Raw genomic sequence first — 23,963 nt, 5'->3', positions numbered from 1 at the left:
GCGGGATGTCGGAAAGAATTGGTATTGTAGGAGGTACATTTGATCCTCCCCATATAGCTCATTTAATGCTTGCTGAAGAAGCGCTTCATTCGCTTGATTTAGATGAGGTCTGGTTTATTCCGGTGTATACACCGCCTCACAAAAATATGAAATCAGACAGTACGCCTGAACAGCGGCTGGAGCTGATCAAAGCTGCGGTAAAGGATCATCCGGACTTCCATGTATCCACTATTGAATATGAGCGCCGCGGGCCTTCCTATTCGATTGATACGATCCGAATGTTGAAAGAGGAGTATACGGCCGCGTCTTTTTACTTTATTATTGGCGGAGATATGAAAGCGCAGCTTCATACGTGGAAAGATATTGAGCTTTTAAAAAAGCTGGTTACTTTTGCCGTAGCAGACCGCCCAGGCTATTTTGCTGAAAAAATGGATGAAGATGGTATACAATATATAGAAGCACCTTTATTAGATATTTCTTCAACCGATATAAGAGAAAGAATGCGGCTTGGAAAGAGCATTCGATATTATGTAACCGAGGAAGTTAGAGACTTTATTGAAAAGCAGGGATTGTATGAATAGAGCAGAAGCACTGGCTCTGGTAGAGCCTCATTTAACAGAGCACCGCTATATTCATACGATAGGAGTAGCGGATACCGCTCTAAAGCTCGCAGAGAACACAGATGTCGACAAAAACAGGCTGGAACTGGCTGCCATATTTCATGACTATGCTAAGTTCAGAGACAAGCAGGAGATGCGCGGGATCATTATGAACGAAAAGCTTGACCCGGATTTTCTTCTTTACGGGGACGAACTGCTGCATGCGCCGGCGGGGTCCTTTCTGGTAGAAAAAGAGATAGGTATAGAAGATGAAGAAATATTGTCAGCGATTACCTGGCATACTACGGGCAGACAGGACATGACAATGATGGATAAAATTTTGTTTCTTGCTGATTATATTGAGCCCAACCGTTCTTTTCCAGGAGTCGAGGAAGTAAGGGAGCTTTCCGCTTCCAGTCTTGACGAAGCCATTATAAAAGCTTTAGCAAACACCATTGAGTTTCTTATGAAAAAAAAGCAGCCGGTTTATCCGGGAACGCTTGCTACGTATAATCAATTAGTATTTAATATCCGAAAGGGGAATGTAAATGAAAAGTAATGAAATTCTGGAAAGTGCGATTCGTTCAGCAGACGAAAAGAAAGCGGAGAATATTGTAGCCTTAAATATGCAGGGTATTTCTACAATGGCGGACTACTTTGTTATCGCAAGCGGCCAATCTTATAAACAGGTTCAATCTATTGCACGGGAAATTCGTAAAAACGCGCTGGAAAATGAGTATGAGGTAAAAAGAATGGAAGGCTTTGATGAAGGAAAATGGATTTTGATTGATATCGGCGACGTAATTGTCCATGTTTTCCATGAAGAAGAGCGGATGTATTATAATCTTGAAAAGCTATGGGGAGACGCACCGGAAGTAGAAATTGAAAAGGTGCTTTCTTAATCACCAGTGAATGTATACGGCGATTTTTCCCGGGTATACGATGAATTGATGGGGGATGCCCCTTATGAAAAGTGGAATGACTGGCTGATAAAAGCGCTGCCTTCTGATATGAAACCAAGCCGGACGAAACTGCTGGATGCAGGGTGCGGCACGGGAACGATGCTCCGCCGCATGCTTGACGAAGGTTTTGATGCCGAAGGGATGGATCTGTCTGCTGACATGCTCACGGTAGCCAGAAGTAAGCTCGAAGCTGCAGGCTACCGTCCGCTGTTATTTCAGCAGAACTTATCCGAGCTGAAGGCTCCAGCTCCATACAGTGTCATTACTGCGTTCTGCGATACAATTAACTATCTTACAGAAGAGCATGAAGTTAAAAATGCTTTTGAAGCTGTATTTGCCAGCCTGGAAACAAACGGACGGTTTTTGTTCGATGTACATTCCGTTTTCTACATGCAGAACGTATTAAATGACTTTGCGTTTTCTGAAGTGAGGGATAACCTGGCTTATATCTGGAACTGTTTTGAAACCGAAAATCAAAACGAAATCATTCATGAGCTAACATTATTTATAGAAAATGCTGAAGGCTTATATGAGCGGTCGGATGAAGAACACGTACAAAAAGCTTTTACATCGGAGCAATACAGCCAATGGCTTTTTGAAGCCGGCTTTTCTTCTGTTAAAGTGTACGCTGATTTTTCTTTTGATCATTCGCAGGCTGAAAGTGAACGTCTCTTCTTTATCGCAGAAAAAGATTTACAATAATAGGATAACCGTCTAAAATAAGAGAGAATCCCGGCACCTGTCGGGAATCTTTCTTATTTTTTTACCCCGAATACCCTTCCCGCTTTAAATCCATTAACCGCAGGACCCATTTTTCTTGAATGGAGGTGAAAATCGATTGAAAAAAGTCCATATGTTTGGAGCGGCCGCAGCCGCAGTTTTTATTATGGGCATTTTTGTATTTCTAATCCTTTCTCCGTCTGCTGAAAGCACGACGGGAGAAGGTAATATGGCAGATGACTATTTTTTGGATAGTCAGGAAGAAAACGATACAGAAGAAGCAGTGGCAGAAGAAATAGAGCCGGAGGCTGCTGAGACGGATACAGCTTTTGTTATGGTAGACGTTAAAGGAAAAGTAGCATCTCCAGACGTATACGAGCTCGAGCAGAATAAACGTGTTATAGATGCTGTAGAAATGGCAGGCGGCCTGGCAGAAGGTGCTGATGCCTCACAGGTGAATTTCGCAGCCAAACTGCAGGATGAAATGGTCATTTATGTTCCGGCCGATGGAGAAGAAACGACTCCTTTGAATATGGAGAGCACGGATGTTGAAACAAACGGGGAAAGCCTGGAAAAAGTTAATCTCAACACCGCGGAAGCGGCTGAGCTGGAAACTCTGCCCGGAATCGGCCCCGCAAAATCAGCCGGTATTTTATCGTACCGGGAAGAGAACGGTCTTTTTACATCTGCAGAAGAATTAAAAGAAGTATCCGGAATAGGAGACAAGACATACGAACAGCTTCAGGACAGTATTACGGTGGAATAAGCTAACATAAAAATCTAACAGAAAGATGCTGCTTAAATGAACCTATTAATAGCTGTATTAGCGGCTCTGCTGGGTATTACAGCAGTTTATTATTCTTTTCCGATTTTTCTTATTTCCGTATTTCCGCTGTTATTTGTCTACGTCTGGTGGAAAACGGGACAAAAACGTACCCTGATTTATGGCGGGATTGTGTTTGTTCTTTTTTCCATAAGAATGGATAGTGCAGAAAGAAATAACGTGTCTGCTTTTAATGAACCGCCTGAAAGGGTAGAGGCCGTAATTCTGACTACTGCAGCAGTGGATGGAGACCAGGTACAGTGGCAGATGCGGGAGAGGCATCATCAGGAGAAAATATTTGTTTCCCTGTATATGGCGGAAGAAAAAGAATTACTCCAAATACAATCTCTTACTCCGGGTTCTATATGCCGGGTGGAGGGACAATGGAAAAAACCGGCAGCGGCGGGTAACTTTTCTGCATTTGACTACAAAAACTATCTGCACAAACAGCAGATTCACTGGACGGTTGAAGTTTCCGGTATGGATCATCTTTTGTGCCGGTCTCCAGAGCAGGATTCTTTTTTGTCCGCGGTCTCCCAATGGCGCTATTTTGGTATTAAACACATTCAGAAACATTTTCCGGAAGAACTGCAGGGGATCAGCAGTGCTCTTATTTTTGGGGACCGAAATGATCTGGCTCCCGGAGTGGAAAAAGCCTACCAGCAATTGGGGCTTATCCATCTGCTGGCCGTTTCCGGTCTTCACGTTGGAATTATAAGCGGTATTTTGTATTATACCGGACTCCGCTTAGGCGTAACGAGGGAGCAGATGAGTTTCATTCTAGTAGGGTTTCTTCCGCTGTATGCAATGCTGGCAGGGGGAGCACCTTCTGTATGGAGAGCAGTCTTAATTACTATGCTGGTGCTTTTGTATCAGCGTTTTTCAAAACAAACGCTTCCGCCTGTAACTGCTCTTGGGGCAGCTGCGCTGGCAATGCTTTGGATAGATCCCTACTACAGCTGGTACATCGGCTTTCAGCTTTCTTTTTTTATCAGCTTGAGCCTCCTGCTGTCTTTCCCGATTTTAAGGCGTTTACATTCGCTGCCTCTCCAATTATTCGGCGTATCTGCCGTGGCCCAGACGGCTTCCCTTCCTATTATTCTTTTCCATTTTTATGAATTTTCTCTGCTTAGTTATATATTGAATATCGGCTTTGTACCTTTTGTTTCGCTGTTGCTGTTACCATTTTGTTTTCTTTTGTTTTTTCTATCCCTGCTTCTGCCACAGGCGGCTGAAGCAGCAATGAAACCGGCTGAATTCATCATTCTTCTTTTGCATAATAATCTGCAGGCTTTAGCCGAAAGCCGCATACTGCAGGTGGTAACGGGGCAGCCGGATACCCTGCAGCTTCTGTTATTAAGTGTGAGCCTTCTGTTTGTTTTTGCCATGGCCGAAAAAAAACACCGAATGGGTATAGTACTGGCAGCAGGCTCTCTTGCAGTTGTGTTCGGATGGTTGTTTGCTGCTCCTTATTTTGATTCCAAAGGAGCTGTGACGGTTATTGATGTAGGTCAGGGCGACAGCATATTGATAGAGCTGCCATACCGAAAAGGAGTCTATTTAATTGACGGCGGCGGAGCGCTTGCATTTCCTAAAGAAGAGTGGCAGAAGCGGAAGAAGGAATATGATCCGGGTGAGCAGACCGTGGTTCCATTTTTAAAATCAAAAGGTATCCGTACTATCGATAAACTGATCGTCACGCATGGGGATATTGATCATTATGGAGGGCTGTATGCCGTACTGAAACAAATCGAAGTGAAACAGATGCTGTATGGAAGAAGTGATGAAGAAAAAGACTCGGAACGACAATTTCTGGAAACGGCCTATCGGCAGGGGATTCCGATCGTATTTGCCGAAAAAGAAATGGCCTGGAAAGAAGGAGATCAGTATTTTCAAGTGTTGGCTCCATTGGACAATAAAGCGAGCGGAAATGAAGCATCGATTGTATTATATGCTGTGATGGGAGGCAGAAGCTGGCTTTTTGCCGGGGACTTGGAAGAAGAAGGGGAAAAGCACGTGATGCAGGCGTTTCCCGGTTTAAAAGCGGATATCTTAAAGGCAGGTCATCATGGAAGCAGAACATCTACATCCGCTTCCTGGATAAACCAGCTGCAGCCTAAAGCAGCTCTGCTTTCATCCGGACGCTGTAATCGGTTCGGGCATCCCCACGGTGAGGTACTGGACAATTTAGAGGCAGGTGAGGTAGATATTTACCGGACAGATGAAAAAGGAGCGGTTGAAATCGCATTTACTCATCAAGACATTGTTTCCATCCGTCAGGCAAGTGAGGAAATTCTGAATGATCAATGCGGCAGCTAAGGAGTATAGAGTCTCCCTGCTCTGTTAAAGACATTTACGATAAAGCAAAAGAAGCCCCCATAAAAGGGAGGCTTCTTTTTACAGGTTGCCTACGAAATGAACAACGGTAGCGATAATAAATATAAGTGAAAAAAAGCTGAAGGAGACTACTCCTGCTACCACGGAGTCCAGTAAATCATTCCGTTTGCTCTGTACATCTTTTTCAAATGGATTCACGGCGAAACTCCTCTCCATTGCATGCTACACTCATTATAAAGGAAGCGCTGTCAGAAATCCATACAAAATCCACAGCTGAATCAATAGTTGTTTCTTCTGAAACACAGGTGTTGTAAGGTAGAATAAAGAAGAGGCAAATTAGTGCAAAGGGTGAGGAAAATCGATTATCTAACCATGCAGAAAGAAGTAAAATCCGGCCAGACGGCGCCGCTTTATGTATTTTATGGAAACGAAGCTTTTTTAATGGAAAAAATGACGGATTTAATTGTCGGGCAGACACTGAGCGAAGAGGAAAAAGATTTTCAGTTTATCGCTTACGATATGCGGGAGACGTCTGTAGAAACAGGAGTGGAGGAGGCAGAAACACTTCCCTTTTTCGGATCCAATAAAGTAGTCCTCCTGCAGCACTGCTATTTTTTAACCGGGGCACGGGAAAAAGAAAAGGTGGAACATAACCTGAAGGCCCTGGAGGCTTACTGCCTTAATCCTGCCAAAGAAACCGTCCTGATCCTTTCCGTCCCGGCAGAAAAGCTGGATGAACGAAAAAAAATAGTGAAAACACTAAAAAAAGAAGGCAAAATGCTGCAGGCTGCTGCCCCTGATCAGCGAAGCATGGAAAAGTGGGTGGATGCCCAATTCAAGCAGAGGCATCAGACCATTGAACCGGCAGCAAGAACAGAACTGCTGAAAAGAGCAGGATTTAATTTAAATATGCTTTCCAATGAAACGGATAAAGTAGCTCTGTATGCCGCACAGGGAGATACTGTACATCTCAGCGATATTCAGGCGCTTACTCCTGTTACGCTGGAAGATAATGTGTTTACACTGATTGACAGGGTAATAAGCCAGCGCACCGATGAAGCGCTCCGGATTTATTATGATCTGCTCAAGCAGAAAGAAGAGCCGATAAAAATTCTGGCACTGCTGGCCAGGCAGACAAGAATGATTATTCACGTGCTTTATTTAAAAAAGCAGGGCTATTCCCGGCAGAAAATGGCCGGTCAGCTTAAACTGCATCCTTACGCGGTGAAAATCGCAGAAGAGCAGGGCAGAAATTATAATGAGGCGATTTTGGAAAATAGTTTAAAAGAGCTGGCGGCAGCAGATTTTGATATAAAAACAGGGAAAATGGAAAAGGAAATGCGGCTGGAGTTAAGTATTATTACCCTCTCCAAACACAAACATTTTTCCGCATAAAAAAAGCCGCTTTCCTAATTAAAGGAAAGCGGCGGAAACGCTCATTATTGAGCAATTTTATTTAGGTGCTTCTGCATACGTGATTTTTCACGGGAAGCTGCATTATGATGAATGATATTTTTATCGGCTGCTTTATCTACTTTCTTAGAAGCTAGTAGAAAAAGTTCTTTAGCGCCTGCAGCGTCATTGTTTTCTACTTTCTTGTAGAATTCTTTAACCGCAGAACGTGTCGCAGATTTGAAAGCCTGCTGCTTTACACGCTTTGTTTCGTTTGTGATGACGCGCTTTTTAGCTGATTTAATATTTGCCATGGTACCCACCTCCTTAAAGTGATTCAAGTTCCGTTCTTTTATGAACACAGAAGGATTTTACCAAAATTTGAACATCGGCGCAAGACAAAGTCAATATATATTTGAAGTACGAACCTACGATTGCTATAATGAAGAGTAGTCTTTATCCCGTATGTAAATATAGCGGTTGTGTCCTGATACAGCTTCCTGGTCGAAAAACGAATCGGAAGCTGCTTTTATATGCAGAACTACATATCCAAATAAGATTGAATCGGCAGGAGTGAAGCTTCATGAATAACAAAGACAGGTTGGAAAGACAAAAACGAATCAGGAATTTCTCTATTATTGCTCATATTGACCATGGTAAATCAACGTTAGCGGATAGAATCCTTGAATCCACCAGTGCGCTGACAAAACGTGAAATGAAAGAGCAGACGCTCGATGCGATGGATCTTGAGCGCGAGCGGGGGATTACGATTAAGCTGAACTCGGTCCAGCTCAAGCATACGCATACCGATGGAGAAGAATATATTTTTCATTTAATCGATACGCCGGGACACGTAGACTTTTCGTATGAAGTCTCAAGAAGCCTTGCAGCCTGTGAAGGAGCGCTGCTTATTGTAGATGCTGCGCAGGGCATTGAAGCCCAGACCCTGGCTAACGTTTATTTGGCTCTCGACAACGACCTGGAAATCATTCCGGTTATTAATAAGATAGACCTTCCAAGTGCGGAGCCCGAACGGGTAAAGCAGGAAATTGAAGACGTGATCGGCCTGGACGCATCCGAGGCCGTTCACGCTTCAGCTAAAAGCGGTATTGGCATCGAAGAAATTCTAAGCCAGATTGTTGAAAAAGTGCCGGCTCCTGAAGGAGATCCCGAGAAACCGCTGCAGGCGCTGATTTTCGATTCTTTGTATGATACCTACCGCGGTGTCATTTCCTACATCCGTGTAGTGGAAGGAACGATCCGTCCCGGCCAGAAAATTAAAATGATGGCTACCGGAAAAGAATTTGAAGTATCGGAAGTTGGCGTATTTACTCCAAAGCCGATCGCCTGTGACGAATTAACGGTAGGGGACGTAGGATTTGTGACAGCTGCTGTCAAAAATGTAGGTGATTCGCGCGTTGGTGATACGATCACAGATGCAGAACGCCCGGCAGAAATGCAGCTGGAAGGCTACAAAAAAATGAATCCGATGGTATTCTGCGGGCTTTATCCAGTGGATGCCAATGATTATAATCCGCTTCGTGACGCATTGGAACGGCTGGAGCTGAACGACAGCTCGCTGCAGTATGAAGCAGAAACCTCCCAGGCACTCGGATTTGGTTTCCGTGCCGGATTCCTGGGGCTTCTCCATATGGAAATTGTCCAGGAGCGTATTGAACGCGAATACGGAATTGACCTGATTACAACAGCGCCAAGTGTTATCTATAATGTGTATCTAACTGATGAAACGATGATTTCCATCGATAACCCGGCTAATTTCCCTAATCCGCAGAAAGTAGATTATGTGGAAGAGCCATTTGTTAAAGCAACCGTTATGGTGCCTAATGATTACGTAGGGGCTGTAATGGATTTATGCCAGAAAAAACGCGGCGAGTTTATAGATATGAAATATATGGACGCCAACCGCGTAAATATTGTTTACAATATTCCGCTCACAGAAATTGTTTATGACTTTTTTGATCAGCTGAAATCAAGCACAAAAGGCTACGCCTCGTTTGATTATGAAATGATCGGATTCAGGCAGTCCAGTCTTGTGAAGATGGATATCCTCCTGAACGGGGAAACGGTAGATGCTTTATCTATTATTGTTCACCGCGATTTTGCCTATGAAAGAGGAAAAGCAATTACAGATAAGCTGAAAGATTTAATTCCCAGACAGCAGTTTGAAGTGCCGATTCAGGCAAGTATCGGTCAGAAAATCATTGCCAGGCAGACAATTAAAGCCATGCGCAAAAACGTCCTCTCTAAATGCTACGGCGGAGATATTTCGAGAAAAAGAAAACTCCTCGACAAGCAGAAAGAAGGAAAAAAACGGATGAAAAGCGTCGGTAAAGTAGACGTGCCCCAGGAAGCCTTTATGTCTGTACTGAAAATGGATAACGACAAATAAAAGGGAAGGACTGTCTATCCAACAGACAGTCCTTTTCCAACGGAAAATAGAAATGAAAGGAGGAAGGGAAAATGGCAGTTACCTCAGCGTATATTCATATTCCTTTTTGCAGACAGATATGCTTCTACTGCGATTTTAATAAATTTCTGATTGACCGTCAGCCCGTGGATCAATACCTTGATGCACTTGAACAGGAGATCAGACAGGCCAATATCAGCGAACCGCTGGATTCGATTTATATTGGAGGCGGAACACCCACTGCCCTGAATGAAGCACAGGTTAAAAAAATGCTGGACATCGTCGACCGCCTCGTTCCGCTTGCTGAAGGTGCAGAGTATACGGTGGAAGTAAATCCAGGAGAAATTACCATGGAGAAACTGGCAGCCATGAAAAACAGCGGCGTCAATCGTCTTAGTATTGGCGTGCAGAGCTTTGAAACAAGGCTGCTTGAAGTTATCGGAAGAGGTCATGGAAGAGATGATGCAGTAGAGGCAGTGAAATTGGCTGAACGAGCCGGATTTGACAACTATTCCATTGATTTGATGTTCGGTCTCCCGGGACAGACGATGGCTGATTTTCAAGCTTCCCTGGACATGGCAGTCAGCCTGAATGTGCCTCACATTTCCGCATATTCCTTAAAAATCGAAGAAAAAACAATGTTCCATAATTGGTACAAGCAGGGACGTCTTACGCCTTTTCCGGAAGATACGGAAGCGGATATGTATGAGCTTCTGCTTGACTATGGAAGCCGGAACGGGCTTTATCCTTATGAAATCAGCAATCTTGCGGCTGCGGGCTATGAGAGCTTTCATAACTGTGTGTATTGGAAAAACGAAGAATATTATGGATTTGGTGCAGGCGCCCACGGATATGTAGACGGAATGCGCTATGCCAACATTGCTCCGCTCACTCATTATATAAAAGCATTGGAACAGGGGAATACGGTTGTAAAAGAAGAAATGAACGTAAGCAGCGCAGAAAAGATGGAAGAAGAAATGTTTTTGGGGCTGCGGATGTATGCAGGCGTGGATAAAAGCAGGTTTAAAGAACGATACGGAATGGAATATAAAGAGGTGTTTGCCTCTACAGTACCTGACCTGCTGGAAAACGGGCTTATTGAAGATGATGGAGAAAAAGTGAAACTGACCCCACGGGGAAGACTGCTTGGCAATGAAGTGTTTGAAAAGTTTTTATTGGAAAAAGATGATGCCTCCTAAAATTTTCAGTTGATTCCGTTGAATATAATTGACAAAAACAGAGGTCTTTGATAACTTAACATATAGATTTAGCACTCGAACAACCGGAGTGCTAAAAGAGGTGATAATGGATGTTATCGAACAGACAGCTGCTGATTCTGCAGGCCATTATAAATGGCTATATCAAATCAGCTGAACCGGTTGGATCCAGAAGCATATCGCAGGAAAAAAGTATTTCGTACAGTCCTGCCACAATAAGAAATGAAATGGCGGATTTGGAGGAGCTTGGTTTTTTGGAAAAAACCCACAGCTCTTCCGGGCGGGTACCGTCTGAAAAAGGCTACCGGCATTATGTGGACCATCTGCTTCTGCCGCATCACTTTTCAAAAAATGAAGTAACGAACATGAAATCTTTGTTCGAACAGAAAATTCTGGAAGCAGATCAGGCTGTGAAGCATTCTGCCACTATTTTGTCCGAGCTTACGAGCTATGTATCTATCGTACTCGGGCCGAAGATGTTTGATGCAAAACTAAAAAGTATTCAGGTTATTCCGCTGCGTGAAGATGCAGCAGTAGCTATTCTGGTTACGGATACCGGTCATGTAGAAAACAAGGCGGTAAGCCTGCCTGCAGGCTTAAGCAGCTCAGATCTTGAAAAAATGGTTAATATTCTTAATGAGAAACTCAGCGGCGTTCCTTTATATCTGCTGGAACAAAAAATGGCAACCGAAATCACGGTGCTGATGAAGCAGCATATTGATAATTATGCAGAAGCGCTTCTTTTTGCAGAGGATACGCTGAAAAAAAGCTCAAATGAAAAAGTCTATTACGGCGGTAAAACAAACCTGTTAAACCAGCCGGAATTTAAAGACATCACGAAAGTAAAATCCCTATATGAGCTTTTCGAGAAAGAAGACATGATGCATGAGCTCCTGAAGCCAAATAAATCAGGCCTTTCTATACGGATAGGCCAGGAAAATGAAAATGCAGCATTTGAGCACTGCAGCATTATCTCCGCCACCTATTCCTTCAACGGCAGAGCCGTAGGCACGATTGGAATTGTAGGACCTAAACGAATGGAATATCCGAAAGTAATCAGCCTGATTCAGCATATTTCCCATGACCTGGAAGATATACTGAAGAACCTGTACAGAACAGATGCTTAGTGATATCATTTATGATTGGCTGTGGAGGGAAGCGTCTCTCCTTCTTTCTATGTAAAAGCAGGAAAACTGGTGGAGGTGAAAGATATGAAAAAAGACGAACCGCTATCTAACGAAGAAACAGAAACAGTAAACGATGAAAAACAAGAAGAGTCAACCGAAGAAGATACGGTTGAAATTATAGATAATGATACTTCTGATGAAGCAGTATCAGAAGACGCCCAGCGTATCGAGGAGCTTGAAGCAGAGGTGCTGGAATGGAAAAACCGGTCCCTTAGAACACAGGCTGACCTCGATAACGTAAGAAAACGCGCAAAAGATGAAAAAGTAAAACTGGAAAAATACCGCGCGGAAAAGCTTCTGCTTGGGATGATGCCGGCTCTCGATAATTTTGAAAGAGCACTTAAGGCAGAGCCTGAAGGCGAAGAGGCTAAATCCATTTATAAAGGCGTAGAAATGGTGTTTAATCAGCTTAAAGAAGCAGCCGAAGCAGAAGGACTGCAGGAAATGCCTACTGTCGGTGAGATGTTTGATCCGCATTACCATCAGGCGGTCATGCAGGTGGAAGAAGAAGGGTTTGAGTCCAATCAAATAGTGGAAGAACTCCAAAAGGGCTACCTCTTAAAAGATAAAGTACTGCGCCCGGCAATGGTAAAAGTAAACGCATAAAACAAGAAGTGTTAATTAATAGTAGGAGGATGAACTTACAATGAGTAGAACAATTGGAATTGACTTAGGAACAACAAATTCATGTGTAGCAGTGATGGAAGGCGGAGAAGCAGTAGTTATTCCCAATCCGGAAGGCAACCGCACCACTCCATCCGTTGTTGCATTTAAAGACGGCGAGCGCCAGGTAGGGGAAGTAGCCAAGCGCCAGTCTATAACAAACCCAAATACTATCCAGTCCATTAAGCGTCATATGGGTACGGATTATAAAGTAGAAGCAGAAGGTAAACAGCAGACTCCGCAGGAGATCAGTGCCATCATTCTGCAGAAACTTAAATCAGATGCTGAAGCTTATTTAGGCGAAACAGTAACAAAAGCTGTTATTACTGTTCCGGCTTACTTCAACGATTCCCAGCGTCAGGCAACTAAAGATGCCGGTAAGATTGCTGGACTTGAAGTAGAGCGTATCGTAAACGAGCCTACTGCAGCAGCGCTTGCCTACGGTCTTGAAAAAGAAGAAGATCAGACGATCCTTGTTTATGACCTTGGCGGCGGTACGTTTGACGTATCGATCCTTGAACTCGGTGAAGGCTTTTTCGAAGTAAAATCAACATTTGGTGATAACAAGCTTGGCGGAGATGATTTCGACCAGGTAATTATTGATCACCTTGTTGCAGAGTTTAAAAAAGAAAACGGTATTGACCTGTCTCAGGATAAAATGGCAGTGCAGCGTTTAAAAGATTCCGCTGAGAAAGCAAAGAAAGATCTTTCCGGTGTATCCCAGACGCAGATTTCCCTACCGTTTATTACAGCAGATGCGAGCGGTCCTAAGCACCTTGAGCTTACATTAAGCCGTGCGAAGTTTGACGATCTTACTTCCCATCTTGTAGAAAAAACGATGGGGCCAACACGTCAGGCGTTAAAAGACTCCGGACTAAGCGCTTCTGAAATTGACAAAGTAATCCTTGTCGGAGGATCTACGAGAATTCCTGCCGTTCAGGAAGAAATCAAAAAGCTTACCGGCAAAGATCCACACAAAGGCGTAAACCCGGATGAGGTTGTTGCTCTTGGTGCAGCTGTTCAGGCCGGCGTACTTTCCGGTGACGTGAAGGACGTTGTACTTCTTGACGTAACGCCGCTTTCTCTTGGAATTGAAACGATGGGCGGAGTATCAACTCGTTTAATCGACCGCAATACAACGATCCCAACGAGCAAATCCCAGACGTTCTCTACTGCATCGGACAATCAGCCTTCCGTTGATATCCATGTACTTCAGGGTGAGCGCGAAATGGCAGCCGACAACAAGACGCTCGGCCGTTTCCAGCTTACAGATATTCCACCTGCACCACGTGGTGTTCCACAGATCGAAGTAACGTTTGATATTGATGCAAACGGTATTGTAAATGTTCGTGCGAAAGATCTTGGCACAAACAAAGAGCAGTCCATTACGATTACGTCTTCATCCGGATTAAGCGATGAGGATGTTGAACAAATGGTAAAAGACGCAGAGGAAAATGCCGAAGAAGATAAAAAGCGCAAAGAGGCTGTAGAAGTCCGCAATGAAGCAGACCAGCTTGTCTTTACTACGGACAAAACGCTTAAAGATCTTGGCGACAGTGTAGAACAGGCAGATAAAGATAATGCAGAAGCTGCAAAAGAAAAAGTAAAAACAGCTTTGGAAGGCGATGACATCGAAGCGATCAGAACTGCAAAAGATGAGCTTCAGGAAATCGTACAGCAGCTTTCCACCAAGCTTTACGAGCAGGCAGCCCAGCAGGCTCAGCAGGCTGAAGGCGCAGAAGGCGCTGCAGACGGCCAGAATGAGGACGACAATGTCGTTGATGCCGACTATGAAGAAGTAAAAGATGACGACAACAAAGATAAATAAATAATGATGTAAAAGCAAAGGGGCTGTCCCATTACTAACGAAGCCAAGCTTCTTTATGGGGCGGCCTCTTCTTTTATGTAAATGGGACGCCTATTTGTCATGGTTTCTGGTTGAATCAATAAATACGATAATGGTATGATTACCTTTGTGTAATGAGCGATGAACGGGAGTGAATAGATTGAGTAAAAAAGATTATTATGAAACGCTTGGCGTAGATAAAGATGCATCAGTAGATGAAGTGAAGAAGGCTTATAGAAAATTAGCCAGAAAGTATCACCCGGACGTTAATAAAGAAGCGAATGCAGAAGAAAAGTTTAAAGAAGTAAAAGATGCGTATGACGTATTAAGCGATCCGCAGAAAAAGTCCAACTATGATCAGTTCGGAAGCGCGGAACCGAATCAGGGTTTCGGAGGCGGCGGATCCGGCGACTTCGGCGGCGGGTTTGGCGACATTTTCGACATGTTCTTCGGCGGGGGCGGCGGCGGTAGACGCCGTGATCCAAACGCACCTCGTCAGGGCGCGGACCTTCAGTATACAATGACGCTTGCTTTTAAAGAGGCGGTATTCGGAAAAACGACGGAAATTGAAATTCCGAAAGAAGAAACATGCGGTACGTGTGATGGAGACGGTGCAAAACCCGGGACAAGCCCGCAGACCTGCAGCAAATGCGGAGGTGCCGGCCAGCTGAACGTAGAGCAGAACACACCGTTCGGACGTGTAGTAAACCGCCGCGTATGTGATAACTGTCAGGGCACCGGAAAAATCATTCCTGAGAAATGTAAAACGTGCGGCGGCAGAGGAAGAATAACCAGAAATAAAAAAATCAGCATCAAAGTACCGGCAGGTGTTGACTACGGCCAGCAGATCCGTGTGTCCGGACAAGGTGAAGCAGGCGTTAACGGTGGTCCGCCTGGAGATTTATATGTCGTGTTTGATGTTCAGTCCCATGAATTCTTTGAACGGGAAGGCGATGACGTTTTCTGTGAAATGCCGCTGACTTTCGCCCAGGCAGCGCTTGGTGATGAAATTGAAGTACCGGCATTAAGCGGAAAGGTTAAAGTGAAAATTCCGGCAGGTACTCAGACAGGAACCAGCTTCCGTATGAGAGGAAAAGGCATACCGAATGTTCATGGCCGAGGCCACGGCGACCAGCATATTAAAGTGAAGGTTATTGTGCCGAAAAAGCTTTCCGACGATCAGAAAGATTTGATACGCGAGTTCGCCAAAGTAAGCGGGGATTCCAACGTAGATGAACAGCATCAGAATTTTTTTGATAAAGTAAAGCGCGCATTTCGCGGAGACTAATAAAGCACATGGGAGAAAAAAATGAGTAAATGGACGGAATGCAGTATTCACACTACGGAACAGGCGATTGAGCCTGTTTCGTATATTTTACATCAGGCCGGAGCCAGCGGAGTTGTGATTGAAGATTCTGCGGACCTGACAAGGCTGTGGGATGAAGCAGAAGACGAAATGTATAAGCTTTCTGCGGAGGACTACCCGGAAGAAGGGGCCATTGTTAAAGCGTATTTTCCAGCTAACGAACATGTTGGGGAAACAATTAAGAAAATCAAAGCGGCACTTAAGGATCTTCCTCTGTATGATATTGATCCGGGCTCTGTAGAAGTTGTTCTTGCTGAAGTATATGAAGAAGACTGGGCGAATGCCTGGAAGCAGTACTATAAACCGGTAAGAATGTCTGAAACGATGACGGTGGCTCCGAGCTGGGAAAACTATACACCGGAGTCTTCCAATGAAAAAGTTATTGAACTCGACCCGGGTATGGCTTTTGGTACAGGAACCCATCCTACAACAATGCTTTGCATACAGGCCCTTGAAAGAGAGCTTAAAGGCGGAGAAACCGTACTTGATGTAGGCACCGGCTCGGGAATTCTTGCGATAGCAGCAGCAAAACTGGGTGCCGCAGACGTTAAGGCTTTTGATTTAGATGATATAGCGGTGCGGAGTGCACTCGAAAATGTGGAATACAATCAGTGCACATCAGTCGTACAGGTAACCAAAAATGATCTGCTTGCCGGTTCTTCTGTGCAGGCAGACCTGATAGTGGCGAATATATTAGCTGATATCATTATAAGGCTGATGGATGGCGCATACAGCCAGCTTAAAGCAGGAGGCGTCTTTTTAGCCTCCGGCATTATAGAGAGCAAGCGCAGCCAGGTGGAGCAGGCTCTTCTTGATACGGGTTTCAAAGATCTGGAAGTACACACGATAGAAGACTGGGTTCTTTTTAAAGCAGTTAAGCCTGAGTGAAGGATGCGGACGAATGCAGAGATATTTTATTCCCTCAATCCAAATGGAAACAAGCAAGGCAGTCATTCAGGGAGATGATGCAAAGCATATAACGAAAGTCATGAGAATGGAGATTGGCAGCAGATTAGTCGTTCTGAATAATGAAGGACGTGCAGCTGTCGGTGTGATCACCTCATTCAATGACGGAGGCGAAGTGTCGGTTGAACTGGAACAAGAAGAACAAAAAAACAGTGAACTGCCTGTAAAAGCAGCAATCGCCCAGGCTCTTGTAAAAGGCGACAAGCTTGATTATATTGTGCAGAAAAGCACGGAGCTGGGCGTTTCTGTTATTTATATTTATCAGGCAGAACGTTCTGTTGTAAAATGGGATCAGGCAAAGGCAGCAAAGAAAATAGAACGTCTTCAGAAAATAGCTAAAGAAGCGGCGGAACAGTCGGAGAGACGCATTATCCCTCAGGTCATGTACTGTGAAAATACCAGTAAATTAATGGAGCAGGCAGCTTTTTATGAAGAATGCCTGGTCATAGACGAAGAAGAGGCCCGGTCGGGTTCCCATAGCGCGCTTTCAGAATCCTTAAGCCGTTCTTCCCACAGTGATTCTTCTTTTTTTGCCTGCATCGGCCCTGAAGGCGGCATAAGTGAAAAAGAAAAACTGTCCATGACGAGCAGCGGATTCTATTCTGTCAGCCTGGGTCCGCGTATTCTTAGAAGTGAAACGGCCTCATCATATTTCCTGGCCGTGCTGTCCTACCATTTTGAATTAATGAGGTGAACGCAATGAAAAATGTGGCATTCCACACCCTCGGGTGTAAAGTGAACCACTATGAAACAGAAGCCATTTGGCAGCTGTTTAAAGATGAAGGATACGAAAAAACAGATTTTGACAAACGTGCGGACGTATATGTCATAAATACCTGTACAGTAACAAATACAGGGGATAAAAAAAGCCGGCAGGTTATCCGCCGTGCGGTTCGTAAAAATCCTGAAGCAGTTATTTGTGTAACGGGCTGTTATGCCCAGACGTCCCCGGCTGAAATTATGGCGATACCCGGCGTGGATATCGTTGTAGGAACGCAGGACCGTAAAAAGATGCTTCCATACATTGAACAATTTAAAAAAGAAAGAGAACCGATAAACGGCGTCGGCAATATTATGAAAACAAGAGTTTACGAAGAGCTTGATGTGCCGTCGTTTACGGATCGGACCCGCGCTTCCCTGAAAATTCAGGAAGGCTGTAATAACTTTTGTACATTCTGCATTATTCCATGGGCCAGAGGCCTGCTGCGTTCCCGGGATCCAAAAGAAGTCTTAAAGCAGGCGCACCAGCTGGTGGACGCAGGCTATAAAGAAATCGTTCTGACCGGTATTCATACAGGAGGATACGGAGAAGATATGAAAGACTATCATCTGTCTGACCTTCTGCTTGAACTTGAAAACGTAGAAGGGCTCAAGCGTATCCGGATTTCATCAATTGAAGCAAGCCAGATCACCGATGAAGTCATTGCAGTAATCAAAGCTTCGGAAAAAGTAGTGAATCACCTTCATATTCCCCTGCAGTCAGGATCAGATACTGTACTAAAAAGAATGCGCCGGAAATATACCAACGCTTTTTACGCGGAACGAGTTGAACGTTTGAAAGAAGCACTTCCCGGACTCGCGGTAACGTCTGATGTCATCGTCGGTTTTCCCGGGGAAACAAAGGAAGAATTCCAGGAAACATTTGACTTTATTTCAAGGCTGGAGTTTTCAGAGCTTCATGTGTTTCCTTATTCCAAGCGTACAGGTACTCCTGCGGCCAGAATGGACGAGCAGGTGGACGATGAAATTAAAAACGAACGAGTTCACCGTTTAATTGCCCTGTCCAATCAGCTGGCCAAGCAGTATGCAGCTCGTCACGAAGGCGAAGTGCTGGAAGTTATTCCGGAAGAACAGGAAAAAGAAGATGCAGAGAGCGGCCGTCTGGTCGGCTATTCTACAAATTACATGAAAGTGAAATTTGAAGCGGATCCATCGGTTATCGGAAAAATAGTTAAGGTGAAAATAAACAGAGCAGGCTATCCTTACAACGAAGGTGAAGTTGTACGAATCGTTGAAGAGGAAGAAATGCTGCAATCCCAGTAAAGGAGAGATACTATGAATAACATGGCCTCAATGATAGATCATACATTGTTAAAACCGGAAGCAACGTTTGAGCAGGTACAAAAACTGGCGCAGGAAGCGAAAGCAAATGAATTTGCCTCTGTCTGTGTTAATCCGGCTATGGTAGAAGAAGCTTTTTCCATTCTAAAAGGTACTTCGGTCAAGGTCTGTACCGTGATTGGTTTTCCGCTCGGTGCCTCTACGCCTGAAACAAAAGCCGCGGAAGCAGAGCAGGCAATGAAGCACGGAGCAGCAGAACTGGATATGGTTATTAATATTGGCGCTTTGAAATCCGGACGCGATGAAGTAGTGCTTCGTGACATACAATCCGTAGTGCAGACAGCAGATAAAACTGCTCTAGTGAAAGTCATTATTGAAACCTCTCTTCTTAATGAAGATGAAAAACGCAGAGCATGTGAACTGGCACTGGAGGCTGGTGCAGATTTTGTGAAGACATCCACTGGATTTGCCGGCGGAGGGGCCACAGTAGAGGACGTAACTTTGATGAAAAGTATTGTAGGAGAAAAGGCGCAGGTGAAAGCAAGCGGCGGCATCAGGGATCTGAAAACAGCTGAAGCTATGATAAATGCCGGAGCTTCAAGACTTGGAACCAGTTCAGGTATAGCGCTTGTATCGGGAAACCAGGCAGAAGAAGGAAGCTACTAATCCAAAAGATTTAAATAATGACTAGGGTGTATTGCTTTTTTATTCCATATGCATTATAATTTTATAAAATGATCAATTATTTAATTGGTTATATTGGTTGTCCGGAGGGAGGGAATCATTATGGCTGAAACACGAGTTCGTAAGAATGAGTCCATTGATGTCGCTCTTCGCCGTTTTAAGCGTTCGCTTTCAAAAGAAGGAACATTGGCTGAAGTGCGTAAGAGAAAGCATTATGAAAAGCCTAGCATTAAGCGTAAGAAGAAGAGTGAAGCGGCAAGAAGCCGTAAATTCTAATTTACGATCTAATCTGGCAGAAATAAGAAATACTAGTGTTAGAAGAAATGCCCTGGCATTTTTCTGTTAAAAATATAGGGCAAGAGATGTGGGAAACGTTAGCCTTAAGGCTCTGTTTCTAAAAGATTCTCTCCACGTAAGTTTCTTCAGCAGCAAAAGCATGACTTCCTTCGATGGAAGCATGCTTTTTCTGTATGATCAGGGCTTCTCCATTAATTTTTTGTTTGAAGAATGTGAAACGTAAATGAGCTGTCTGCGTACATAATAATGCGAGTTATAATATGTAAAGAAAAGAAAGAGAGGTGGGGGCTATTCTCATACGTTCTCTTGTATTGGCCATAAGTGCTGTTGTCTTTTTTATCTTTCCTTTCACAGTTCAGGCGGATGAAGATGATCTTGTGTACGTAATTCCCGTGGAACAGGCGGTAGAGCGGGGTCTCGAATCATTTTTGGAAAGATCATTTGAGCAGGCAGAAGAGGCAGGAGCTACTCATGTGATTTTAGAAATAGATACCCCGGGTGGAGCTGTTGACGCAGCGGGTAACATAGCAAGTATTGTAAGCGATGCTCCAATGCCTGTTACTGCTTATGTTACAGAAGAAGCAATGTCAGCCGGTGCTTTTATCGCTCTAAGTGCTGACACGATATCCATGGCACCCGGTACGGAAATGGGCGCAGCCCAGGTAATTGACGGTTCTGGAAACGCTGCAAATGATAAAGCACAGTCTGCCTGGTCTGCAAATATGACCAACGCTGCACAGGCACAGGATAGGGATCCTATTTATGCAGAAGCGATGGCAGACCCTTCCGTTGACCTTCCGGAGTACAGGGCAGAAGAAGGAGCACTTCTAACTTTGACCCCCTCCGAAGCAGAAGAAGTAGGATATGCTGATTATTTAAGCGATGATCGTGAGCAGCTTCTTGGTCAGCTTGGGCTGGAAAACGCCCAGGTAGAAGAGCTCAGCGTTAGCTTTGCAGAACAGATTGCAAGATTCGTTACCAATCCAGTTGTTATTCCTATACTATTAAGCGTAGGAAGTATTGGTCTTATTATGGCTGTGCTGACTCCTGGTTTTGGAATTCCCGGCATATTAGGCATCGGTGCCCTATTATTGTTCTTTTTTGGCCACTCGATCGCAGGTTTTGCCGGTATGGAATCGATTATTTTGTTTCTCGTCGGTTTGGTGCTTCTTTTAATTGAATTGTTTGTTCCGGGATTCGGTATCTTCGGATTTCTTGGAATAACCGCCATGGTAGGCGGTTTGATATTAGCATCTTTTTCCACTACGTATATTGTTATATCCATTTTAGTAGCCGGCGCTCTAGCAGTTGGACTCGGAGTGATAATGATAGTAATATTTGGAAAAAAAGGACCTATGCAAAAGCTGGTATTAAAAGATACAATGAAAAAGGAAGAAGGATATTATTCCAACCGTGACAGAGACGACCTGCTTCAAAAAGAGGCAGTTGCATTAACCCCTCTTCACCCGTCAGGTTCTGCTGTAGTAGATGAAGAGCGGATTGATGTTGTAACCGAGGGAGGCTTTATTGAAAAAGGAGCGGCTCTCAGGATAATCAAAGTAGAGGGCACAAGAATTATTGTAAGAAAAATTTAAGGTTAACATTTAAAGGAGGAAGCGGCACATGACAGTAGATTTGACTCTAATTATTGTACTGGCTCTTGTATTAATTGCATTGGCCATTCTTTTCACATTCGTACCAGTAGCGCTTTGGATTTCCGCGCTTGCAGCAGGAGTAAAGGTGGGCATTTTTCAACTGGTAGGTATGAGATTAAGACGTGTTATTCCAGCACGTATTGTAAACCCAATGATCAAAGCTGACAAAGCAGGTCTTGAACTTTCCCTTAACAAACTGGAAGGACACTATCTTGCAGGCGGTAACGTAGACCGCGTAGTTAACGCGTTAATCGCCGCTCAGCGTGCAAACATTGAACTTACGTTTGAGCGCAGTGCAGCAATTGACCTTGCCGGCCGTGATGTGCTGGAAGCAGTACAGATGAGTGTAAATCCTAAAGTGATTGAAACACCATTTATTGCCGGTGTAGCAATGGATGGTATCGAAGTGAAGGCAAAAGCCCGTATTACTGTTCGTGCCAACATAGACCGTCTTGTCGGTGGTGCTGGTGAAGAAACAATCATTGCCCGTGTTGGTGAAGGTATTGTTTCTACTATCGGTTCTTCCAAAGACCATAAAGGCGTATTGGAAAACCCGGACAGCATTTCCCAGACTGTTCTTAGTAAGGGACTTGATTCAGGTACTGCATTTGAAATTTTATCTATTGATATTGCAGATATTGATATTGGTAAAAACATCGGCGCAGGCCTTCAGACAGATCAGGCAGAAGCCGACAAGAAGATTGCTCAGGCAAAAGCCGAAGAGCGTCGCGCAATGGCCGTAGCACACGAACAGGAAATGCGTGCACGGGTTGAAGAAATGCGTGCGAAAGTGGTTGAGTCAGAAGCAGAAGTACCAATGGCTATGGCTGAAGCCCTTCGTTCCGGTAATCTGGGCGTAATGGATTACATGAATATCCAGAACGTAGAAGCAGATACGGATATGAGAGATTCCATCAGCAAAGGTACGAAAAAAGACCTGAATGATGATAATAACGATTCTGGCCCAATCCGCTAGAATTAGACAAAGAGGAGGCAGCCAATGGATGCTTTCATAGAATTTCTGCTTGGTAATATATTTTTCCTATTCATTGCAGCAGCGGGCATTTATTCCCTGTTTAACCGGGGCAGGCAGCGTGCTGAGGACGACGGGTCACAAAATAAACCAGTCAGCGGCCAGCCAAAGCGAACTGGTTCCGGCAAAATAGACTGGGAGTCCATCTTTCAGCAGGAAAAGCCGGAAGGCAGACGTGCCCCGGAAAGCGAACGCCCGACAAAACCGGTTCCTGAAGCAGAAGGAGAGTTTGTGCGGGGGGAAAGCACCGATCCCGCTTCCGGCCGTACTGCCCAGTATTATGAAAAAATGGAGCAGGCTAAAAAGCGGAGATCAGAGGCAGAAAAGAACCCGATTGACGACACCTCTCCCATTTTTAACCAGTCTCTGGATAACAGAAGAAGTTTACGAAGTACCGAAATTTCTTCTTCCAAAACGTCGTTTTCTTCTCCAACGCATGAAGACGCAAAAAATGGAATTATATGGTCTGAAATCCTGGGTAAGCCCCGTTCCCAGAGACCGCATCAAACATCTGTATATTCAAAAAGAAAATAGGAAACTGAGCCCCCGCGGCTCAGTTTCTTTTTATTTGCTGCTTGTTTCGTCCCGTGACAAAAATTTGAAAGAGAGCAGTGGATCCCTTTGCAAGGGCGGGATAGGGATGGTAAAGTAAGAAAGAGATGAAAGCAACTAGACTAGGTCGGTGCCGCCGATAAATCCGAGGAGAATGAGTATATTGGCAGAAAAGCATGTACTATCCTTAGAAGTGAAAGATGCAAACGAAGCGCAGCTGCTGTTCGGTCCCAACGATATTCATTTGAAACGGCTGGAAGAAAAGCTGAATGTATCGATTGTGACACGGGGAGAAAGCTTAATTATTTCCGGAGATAAAAGTGATGCAGATACCATTTCGGAAGTAATGGCGTCGTTAATTGAACTTCTAAGAAAAAACGTAGAGATTACAGAAAGAGACGTAATCTACGCTATACAGCTATCCAAAGAAGACAAAATAGATCAGCTGCATACGTTATACCAGGAAAAAATTGCAGTGAACACAAAAGGAAAACCCATTGTTGTCAAAACATTAGGCCAGCAGGAGTACGTGCATGCCATCCGCAGACGCGACATGGTTTTTGGCATTGGTCCTGCAGGTACTGGTAAAACGTATCTTGCTGTCGTTATGGCAGTAAATGCATTAAAAGATGGCAGCGTAAAGCGTATTGTGCTTACAAGGCCTGCCGTAGAAGCCGGGGAAAGCCTGGGATTTCTCCCGGGCGATTTGAAGGAAAAGGTAGATCCATACTTAAGGCCGCTTTATGATGCCCTTCATGACGTGTTCGGATTGGAGCATACGAACCGCTTACTAGAACGCGGAACCATTGAGGTGGCCCCACTCGCTTATATGCGGGGCAGAACATTGGAAGACGCCTTTGTTATACTGGATGAAGCGCAGAATACAACAAAAGAACAAATTAAAATGTTCATTACAAGACTGGGATTTGGTTCCAAAATGGTAGTCAATGGAGACCTGACGCAAATTGACCTTCCTAAAGGTCAGCAGTCCGGGCTGCGGGTAGCTATTACTATTTTAAAAAATGTGGAATCAATAGGGTTTATTTATCTGAAGCCGACCGATGTAGTAAGACATACGCTTGTTCAGCAGATTCTGGAAGCATACGATGAAGCAGATCCGCAGAAACAGATAAACGCAGCGGAAGCTAAGAAACCACTATAGATATAATGGAGGC

At 44.4% G+C, this 23,963-nt stretch carries 24 protein-coding genes; 22 read left to right on the top strand and 2 right to left on the bottom strand.

Annotation, left to right across the window (positions count from 1 at the left end; genetic code table 11):
* Positions 1 to 5 precede the first annotated feature (5 nt).
* The 6 genes from nadD to ATL39_RS11150 all read left to right on the top strand — a co-directional run bounded on the left by nadD (position 6) and on the right by ATL39_RS11150 (position 5,423).
* Entirely contained in the window at positions 6 to 581 is a 576-nt protein-coding gene (gene nadD, locus ATL39_RS11175) for a nicotinate-nucleotide adenylyltransferase (protein WP_120193440.1), read from the top strand.
* Complete coding sequence (gene yqeK / locus ATL39_RS11170; protein WP_120193439.1) at positions 574 to 1,158, top strand: bis(5'-nucleosyl)-tetraphosphatase (symmetrical) YqeK; 585 nt, start codon at positions 574 to 576, stop codon at positions 1,156 to 1,158. The genes nadD and yqeK overlap by 8 nt, the downstream gene beginning before the upstream one ends.
* Complete coding sequence (gene rsfS, locus ATL39_RS11165; RefSeq protein WP_120193438.1) at positions 1,148 to 1,501, top strand: ribosome silencing factor; 354 nt, start codon at positions 1,148 to 1,150, stop codon at positions 1,499 to 1,501. The genes yqeK and rsfS overlap by 11 nt, the downstream gene beginning before the upstream one ends.
* Before the next feature lie 6 nt (positions 1,502 to 1,507).
* On the top strand, positions 1,508 to 2,263 hold the full coding sequence (locus ATL39_RS11160; RefSeq protein ID WP_120193437.1) for a class I SAM-dependent DNA methyltransferase: 756 nt from the start codon (positions 1,508 to 1,510) through the stop codon (positions 2,261 to 2,263).
* Positions 2,264 to 2,399: 136 nt separating this feature from the next.
* Positions 2,400 to 3,047 (top strand): helix-hairpin-helix domain-containing protein, encoded by a 648-nt coding sequence (locus ATL39_RS11155; protein WP_245960975.1) that lies wholly within the window; start codon positions 2,400 to 2,402, stop codon positions 3,045 to 3,047.
* 36 nt (positions 3,048 to 3,083) lie between these two features.
* The gene (locus tag ATL39_RS11150) at positions 3,084 to 5,423 is read left to right on the top strand and encodes a DNA internalization-related competence protein ComEC/Rec2 (protein ID WP_120193436.1); all 2,340 of its coding nucleotides are present in this window, start codon (positions 3,084 to 3,086) and stop codon (positions 5,421 to 5,423) included.
* Between the two features lie 78 nt (positions 5,424 to 5,501).
* On the opposite strand, the gene ATL39_RS11145 is transcribed toward ATL39_RS11150, so the two are convergent.
* Positions 5,502 to 5,639, bottom strand: a complete 138-nt coding sequence (locus ATL39_RS11145) for a YqzM family protein (protein WP_120193435.1) — start codon at positions 5,637 to 5,639, stop codon at positions 5,502 to 5,504.
* A 141-nt stretch (positions 5,640 to 5,780) separates the two neighbouring features.
* Here ATL39_RS11145 and holA point away from each other — a divergent pair, with 141 nt between their 5' ends.
* Positions 5,781 to 6,836 (top strand): DNA polymerase III subunit delta, encoded by a 1,056-nt coding sequence (gene holA, locus ATL39_RS11140; RefSeq protein WP_147419353.1) that lies wholly within the window; start codon positions 5,781 to 5,783, stop codon positions 6,834 to 6,836.
* Positions 6,837 to 6,880: 44 nt separating this feature from the next.
* Here holA and rpsT read toward each other — a convergent pair whose 3' ends face one another.
* A complete protein-coding gene (rpsT, locus tag ATL39_RS11135; protein ID WP_120193433.1) occupies positions 6,881 to 7,147 on the bottom strand; it encodes a 30S ribosomal protein S20 in 267 nt (88 codons plus the stop codon).
* A 269-nt stretch (positions 7,148 to 7,416) separates the two neighbouring features.
* On the opposite strand from rpsT, the gene lepA reads away from it, so the two are divergent.
* The 15 genes from lepA to ATL39_RS11060 all read left to right on the top strand — a co-directional run bounded on the left by lepA (position 7,417) and on the right by ATL39_RS11060 (position 23,950).
* Positions 7,417 to 9,243 (top strand): translation elongation factor 4, encoded by a 1,827-nt coding sequence (gene lepA, locus ATL39_RS11130; protein WP_120193432.1) that lies wholly within the window; start codon positions 7,417 to 7,419, stop codon positions 9,241 to 9,243.
* 71 nt (positions 9,244 to 9,314) lie between these two features.
* Entirely contained in the window at positions 9,315 to 10,460 is a 1,146-nt protein-coding gene (hemW, locus tag ATL39_RS11125) for a radical SAM family heme chaperone HemW (protein ID WP_120193431.1), read from the top strand.
* Positions 10,461 to 10,570: 110 nt separating this feature from the next.
* The gene (gene hrcA / locus ATL39_RS11120; protein ID WP_120193430.1) at positions 10,571 to 11,605 is read left to right on the top strand and encodes a heat-inducible transcriptional repressor HrcA; all 1,035 of its coding nucleotides are present in this window, start codon (positions 10,571 to 10,573) and stop codon (positions 11,603 to 11,605) included.
* 84 nt (positions 11,606 to 11,689) lie between these two features.
* Positions 11,690 to 12,271 (top strand): nucleotide exchange factor GrpE, encoded by a 582-nt coding sequence (gene grpE / locus ATL39_RS11115; protein ID WP_120193583.1) that lies wholly within the window; start codon positions 11,690 to 11,692, stop codon positions 12,269 to 12,271.
* Between the two features lie 40 nt (positions 12,272 to 12,311).
* Positions 12,312 to 14,156, top strand: a complete 1,845-nt coding sequence (dnaK, locus tag ATL39_RS11110) for a molecular chaperone DnaK (protein ID WP_120193429.1) — start codon at positions 12,312 to 12,314, stop codon at positions 14,154 to 14,156.
* Positions 14,157 to 14,334: 178 nt separating this feature from the next.
* Positions 14,335 to 15,462 (top strand): molecular chaperone DnaJ, encoded by a 1,128-nt coding sequence (dnaJ, locus tag ATL39_RS11105; protein WP_120193428.1) that lies wholly within the window; start codon positions 14,335 to 14,337, stop codon positions 15,460 to 15,462.
* 21 nt (positions 15,463 to 15,483) lie between these two features.
* Complete coding sequence (gene prmA / locus ATL39_RS11100; protein ID WP_120193427.1) at positions 15,484 to 16,428, top strand: 50S ribosomal protein L11 methyltransferase; 945 nt, start codon at positions 15,484 to 15,486, stop codon at positions 16,426 to 16,428.
* Positions 16,429 to 16,441: 13 nt separating this feature from the next.
* Entirely contained in the window at positions 16,442 to 17,200 is a 759-nt protein-coding gene (locus ATL39_RS11095; RefSeq protein WP_120193426.1) for an RsmE family RNA methyltransferase, read from the top strand.
* 5 nt (positions 17,201 to 17,205) lie between these two features.
* Complete coding sequence (gene mtaB / locus ATL39_RS11090; protein WP_120193425.1) at positions 17,206 to 18,549, top strand: tRNA (N(6)-L-threonylcarbamoyladenosine(37)-C(2))-methylthiotransferase MtaB; 1,344 nt, start codon at positions 17,206 to 17,208, stop codon at positions 18,547 to 18,549.
* Positions 18,550 to 18,561: 12 nt separating this feature from the next.
* Positions 18,562 to 19,233: a deoxyribose-phosphate aldolase gene (gene deoC / locus ATL39_RS11085; RefSeq protein ID WP_120193424.1), complete on the top strand. Its 672-nt coding sequence runs from the start codon at positions 18,562 to 18,564 to the stop codon at positions 19,231 to 19,233.
* Positions 19,234 to 19,353: 120 nt separating this feature from the next.
* The gene (gene rpsU / locus ATL39_RS11080) at positions 19,354 to 19,527 is read left to right on the top strand and encodes a 30S ribosomal protein S21 (protein ID WP_120193423.1); all 174 of its coding nucleotides are present in this window, start codon (positions 19,354 to 19,356) and stop codon (positions 19,525 to 19,527) included.
* Between the two features lie 302 nt (positions 19,528 to 19,829).
* The gene (locus tag ATL39_RS11075; protein ID WP_120193422.1) at positions 19,830 to 21,143 is read left to right on the top strand and encodes an NfeD family protein; all 1,314 of its coding nucleotides are present in this window, start codon (positions 19,830 to 19,832) and stop codon (positions 21,141 to 21,143) included.
* A 28-nt stretch (positions 21,144 to 21,171) separates the two neighbouring features.
* Complete coding sequence (gene floA / locus ATL39_RS11070; RefSeq protein WP_120193421.1) at positions 21,172 to 22,179, top strand: flotillin-like protein FloA; 1,008 nt, start codon at positions 21,172 to 21,174, stop codon at positions 22,177 to 22,179.
* A gap of 24 nt (positions 22,180 to 22,203) precedes the next feature.
* Positions 22,204 to 22,770 carry a hypothetical protein gene (locus tag ATL39_RS11065; protein ID WP_120193420.1) on the top strand — a complete coding sequence of 189 codons (567 nt, stop codon included), beginning with the start codon at positions 22,204 to 22,206 and terminating at the stop codon, positions 22,768 to 22,770.
* Between the two features lie 181 nt (positions 22,771 to 22,951).
* Positions 22,952 to 23,950, top strand: a complete 999-nt coding sequence (locus tag ATL39_RS11060; protein WP_425452997.1) for a PhoH family protein — start codon at positions 22,952 to 22,954, stop codon at positions 23,948 to 23,950.
* Positions 23,951 to 23,963 lie beyond the last annotated feature (13 nt).

The organism is Sinobaca qinghaiensis, assembly GCF_003610495.1.
In the GTDB taxonomy this organism is placed as follows: Bacteria; Bacillota; Bacilli; order Bacillales; family Marinococcaceae; genus Sinobaca; species Sinobaca qinghaiensis.
Note: the sequence above shows the minus strand (reverse complement) of the source record. Positions and strands in the feature narration are given on the sequence as shown.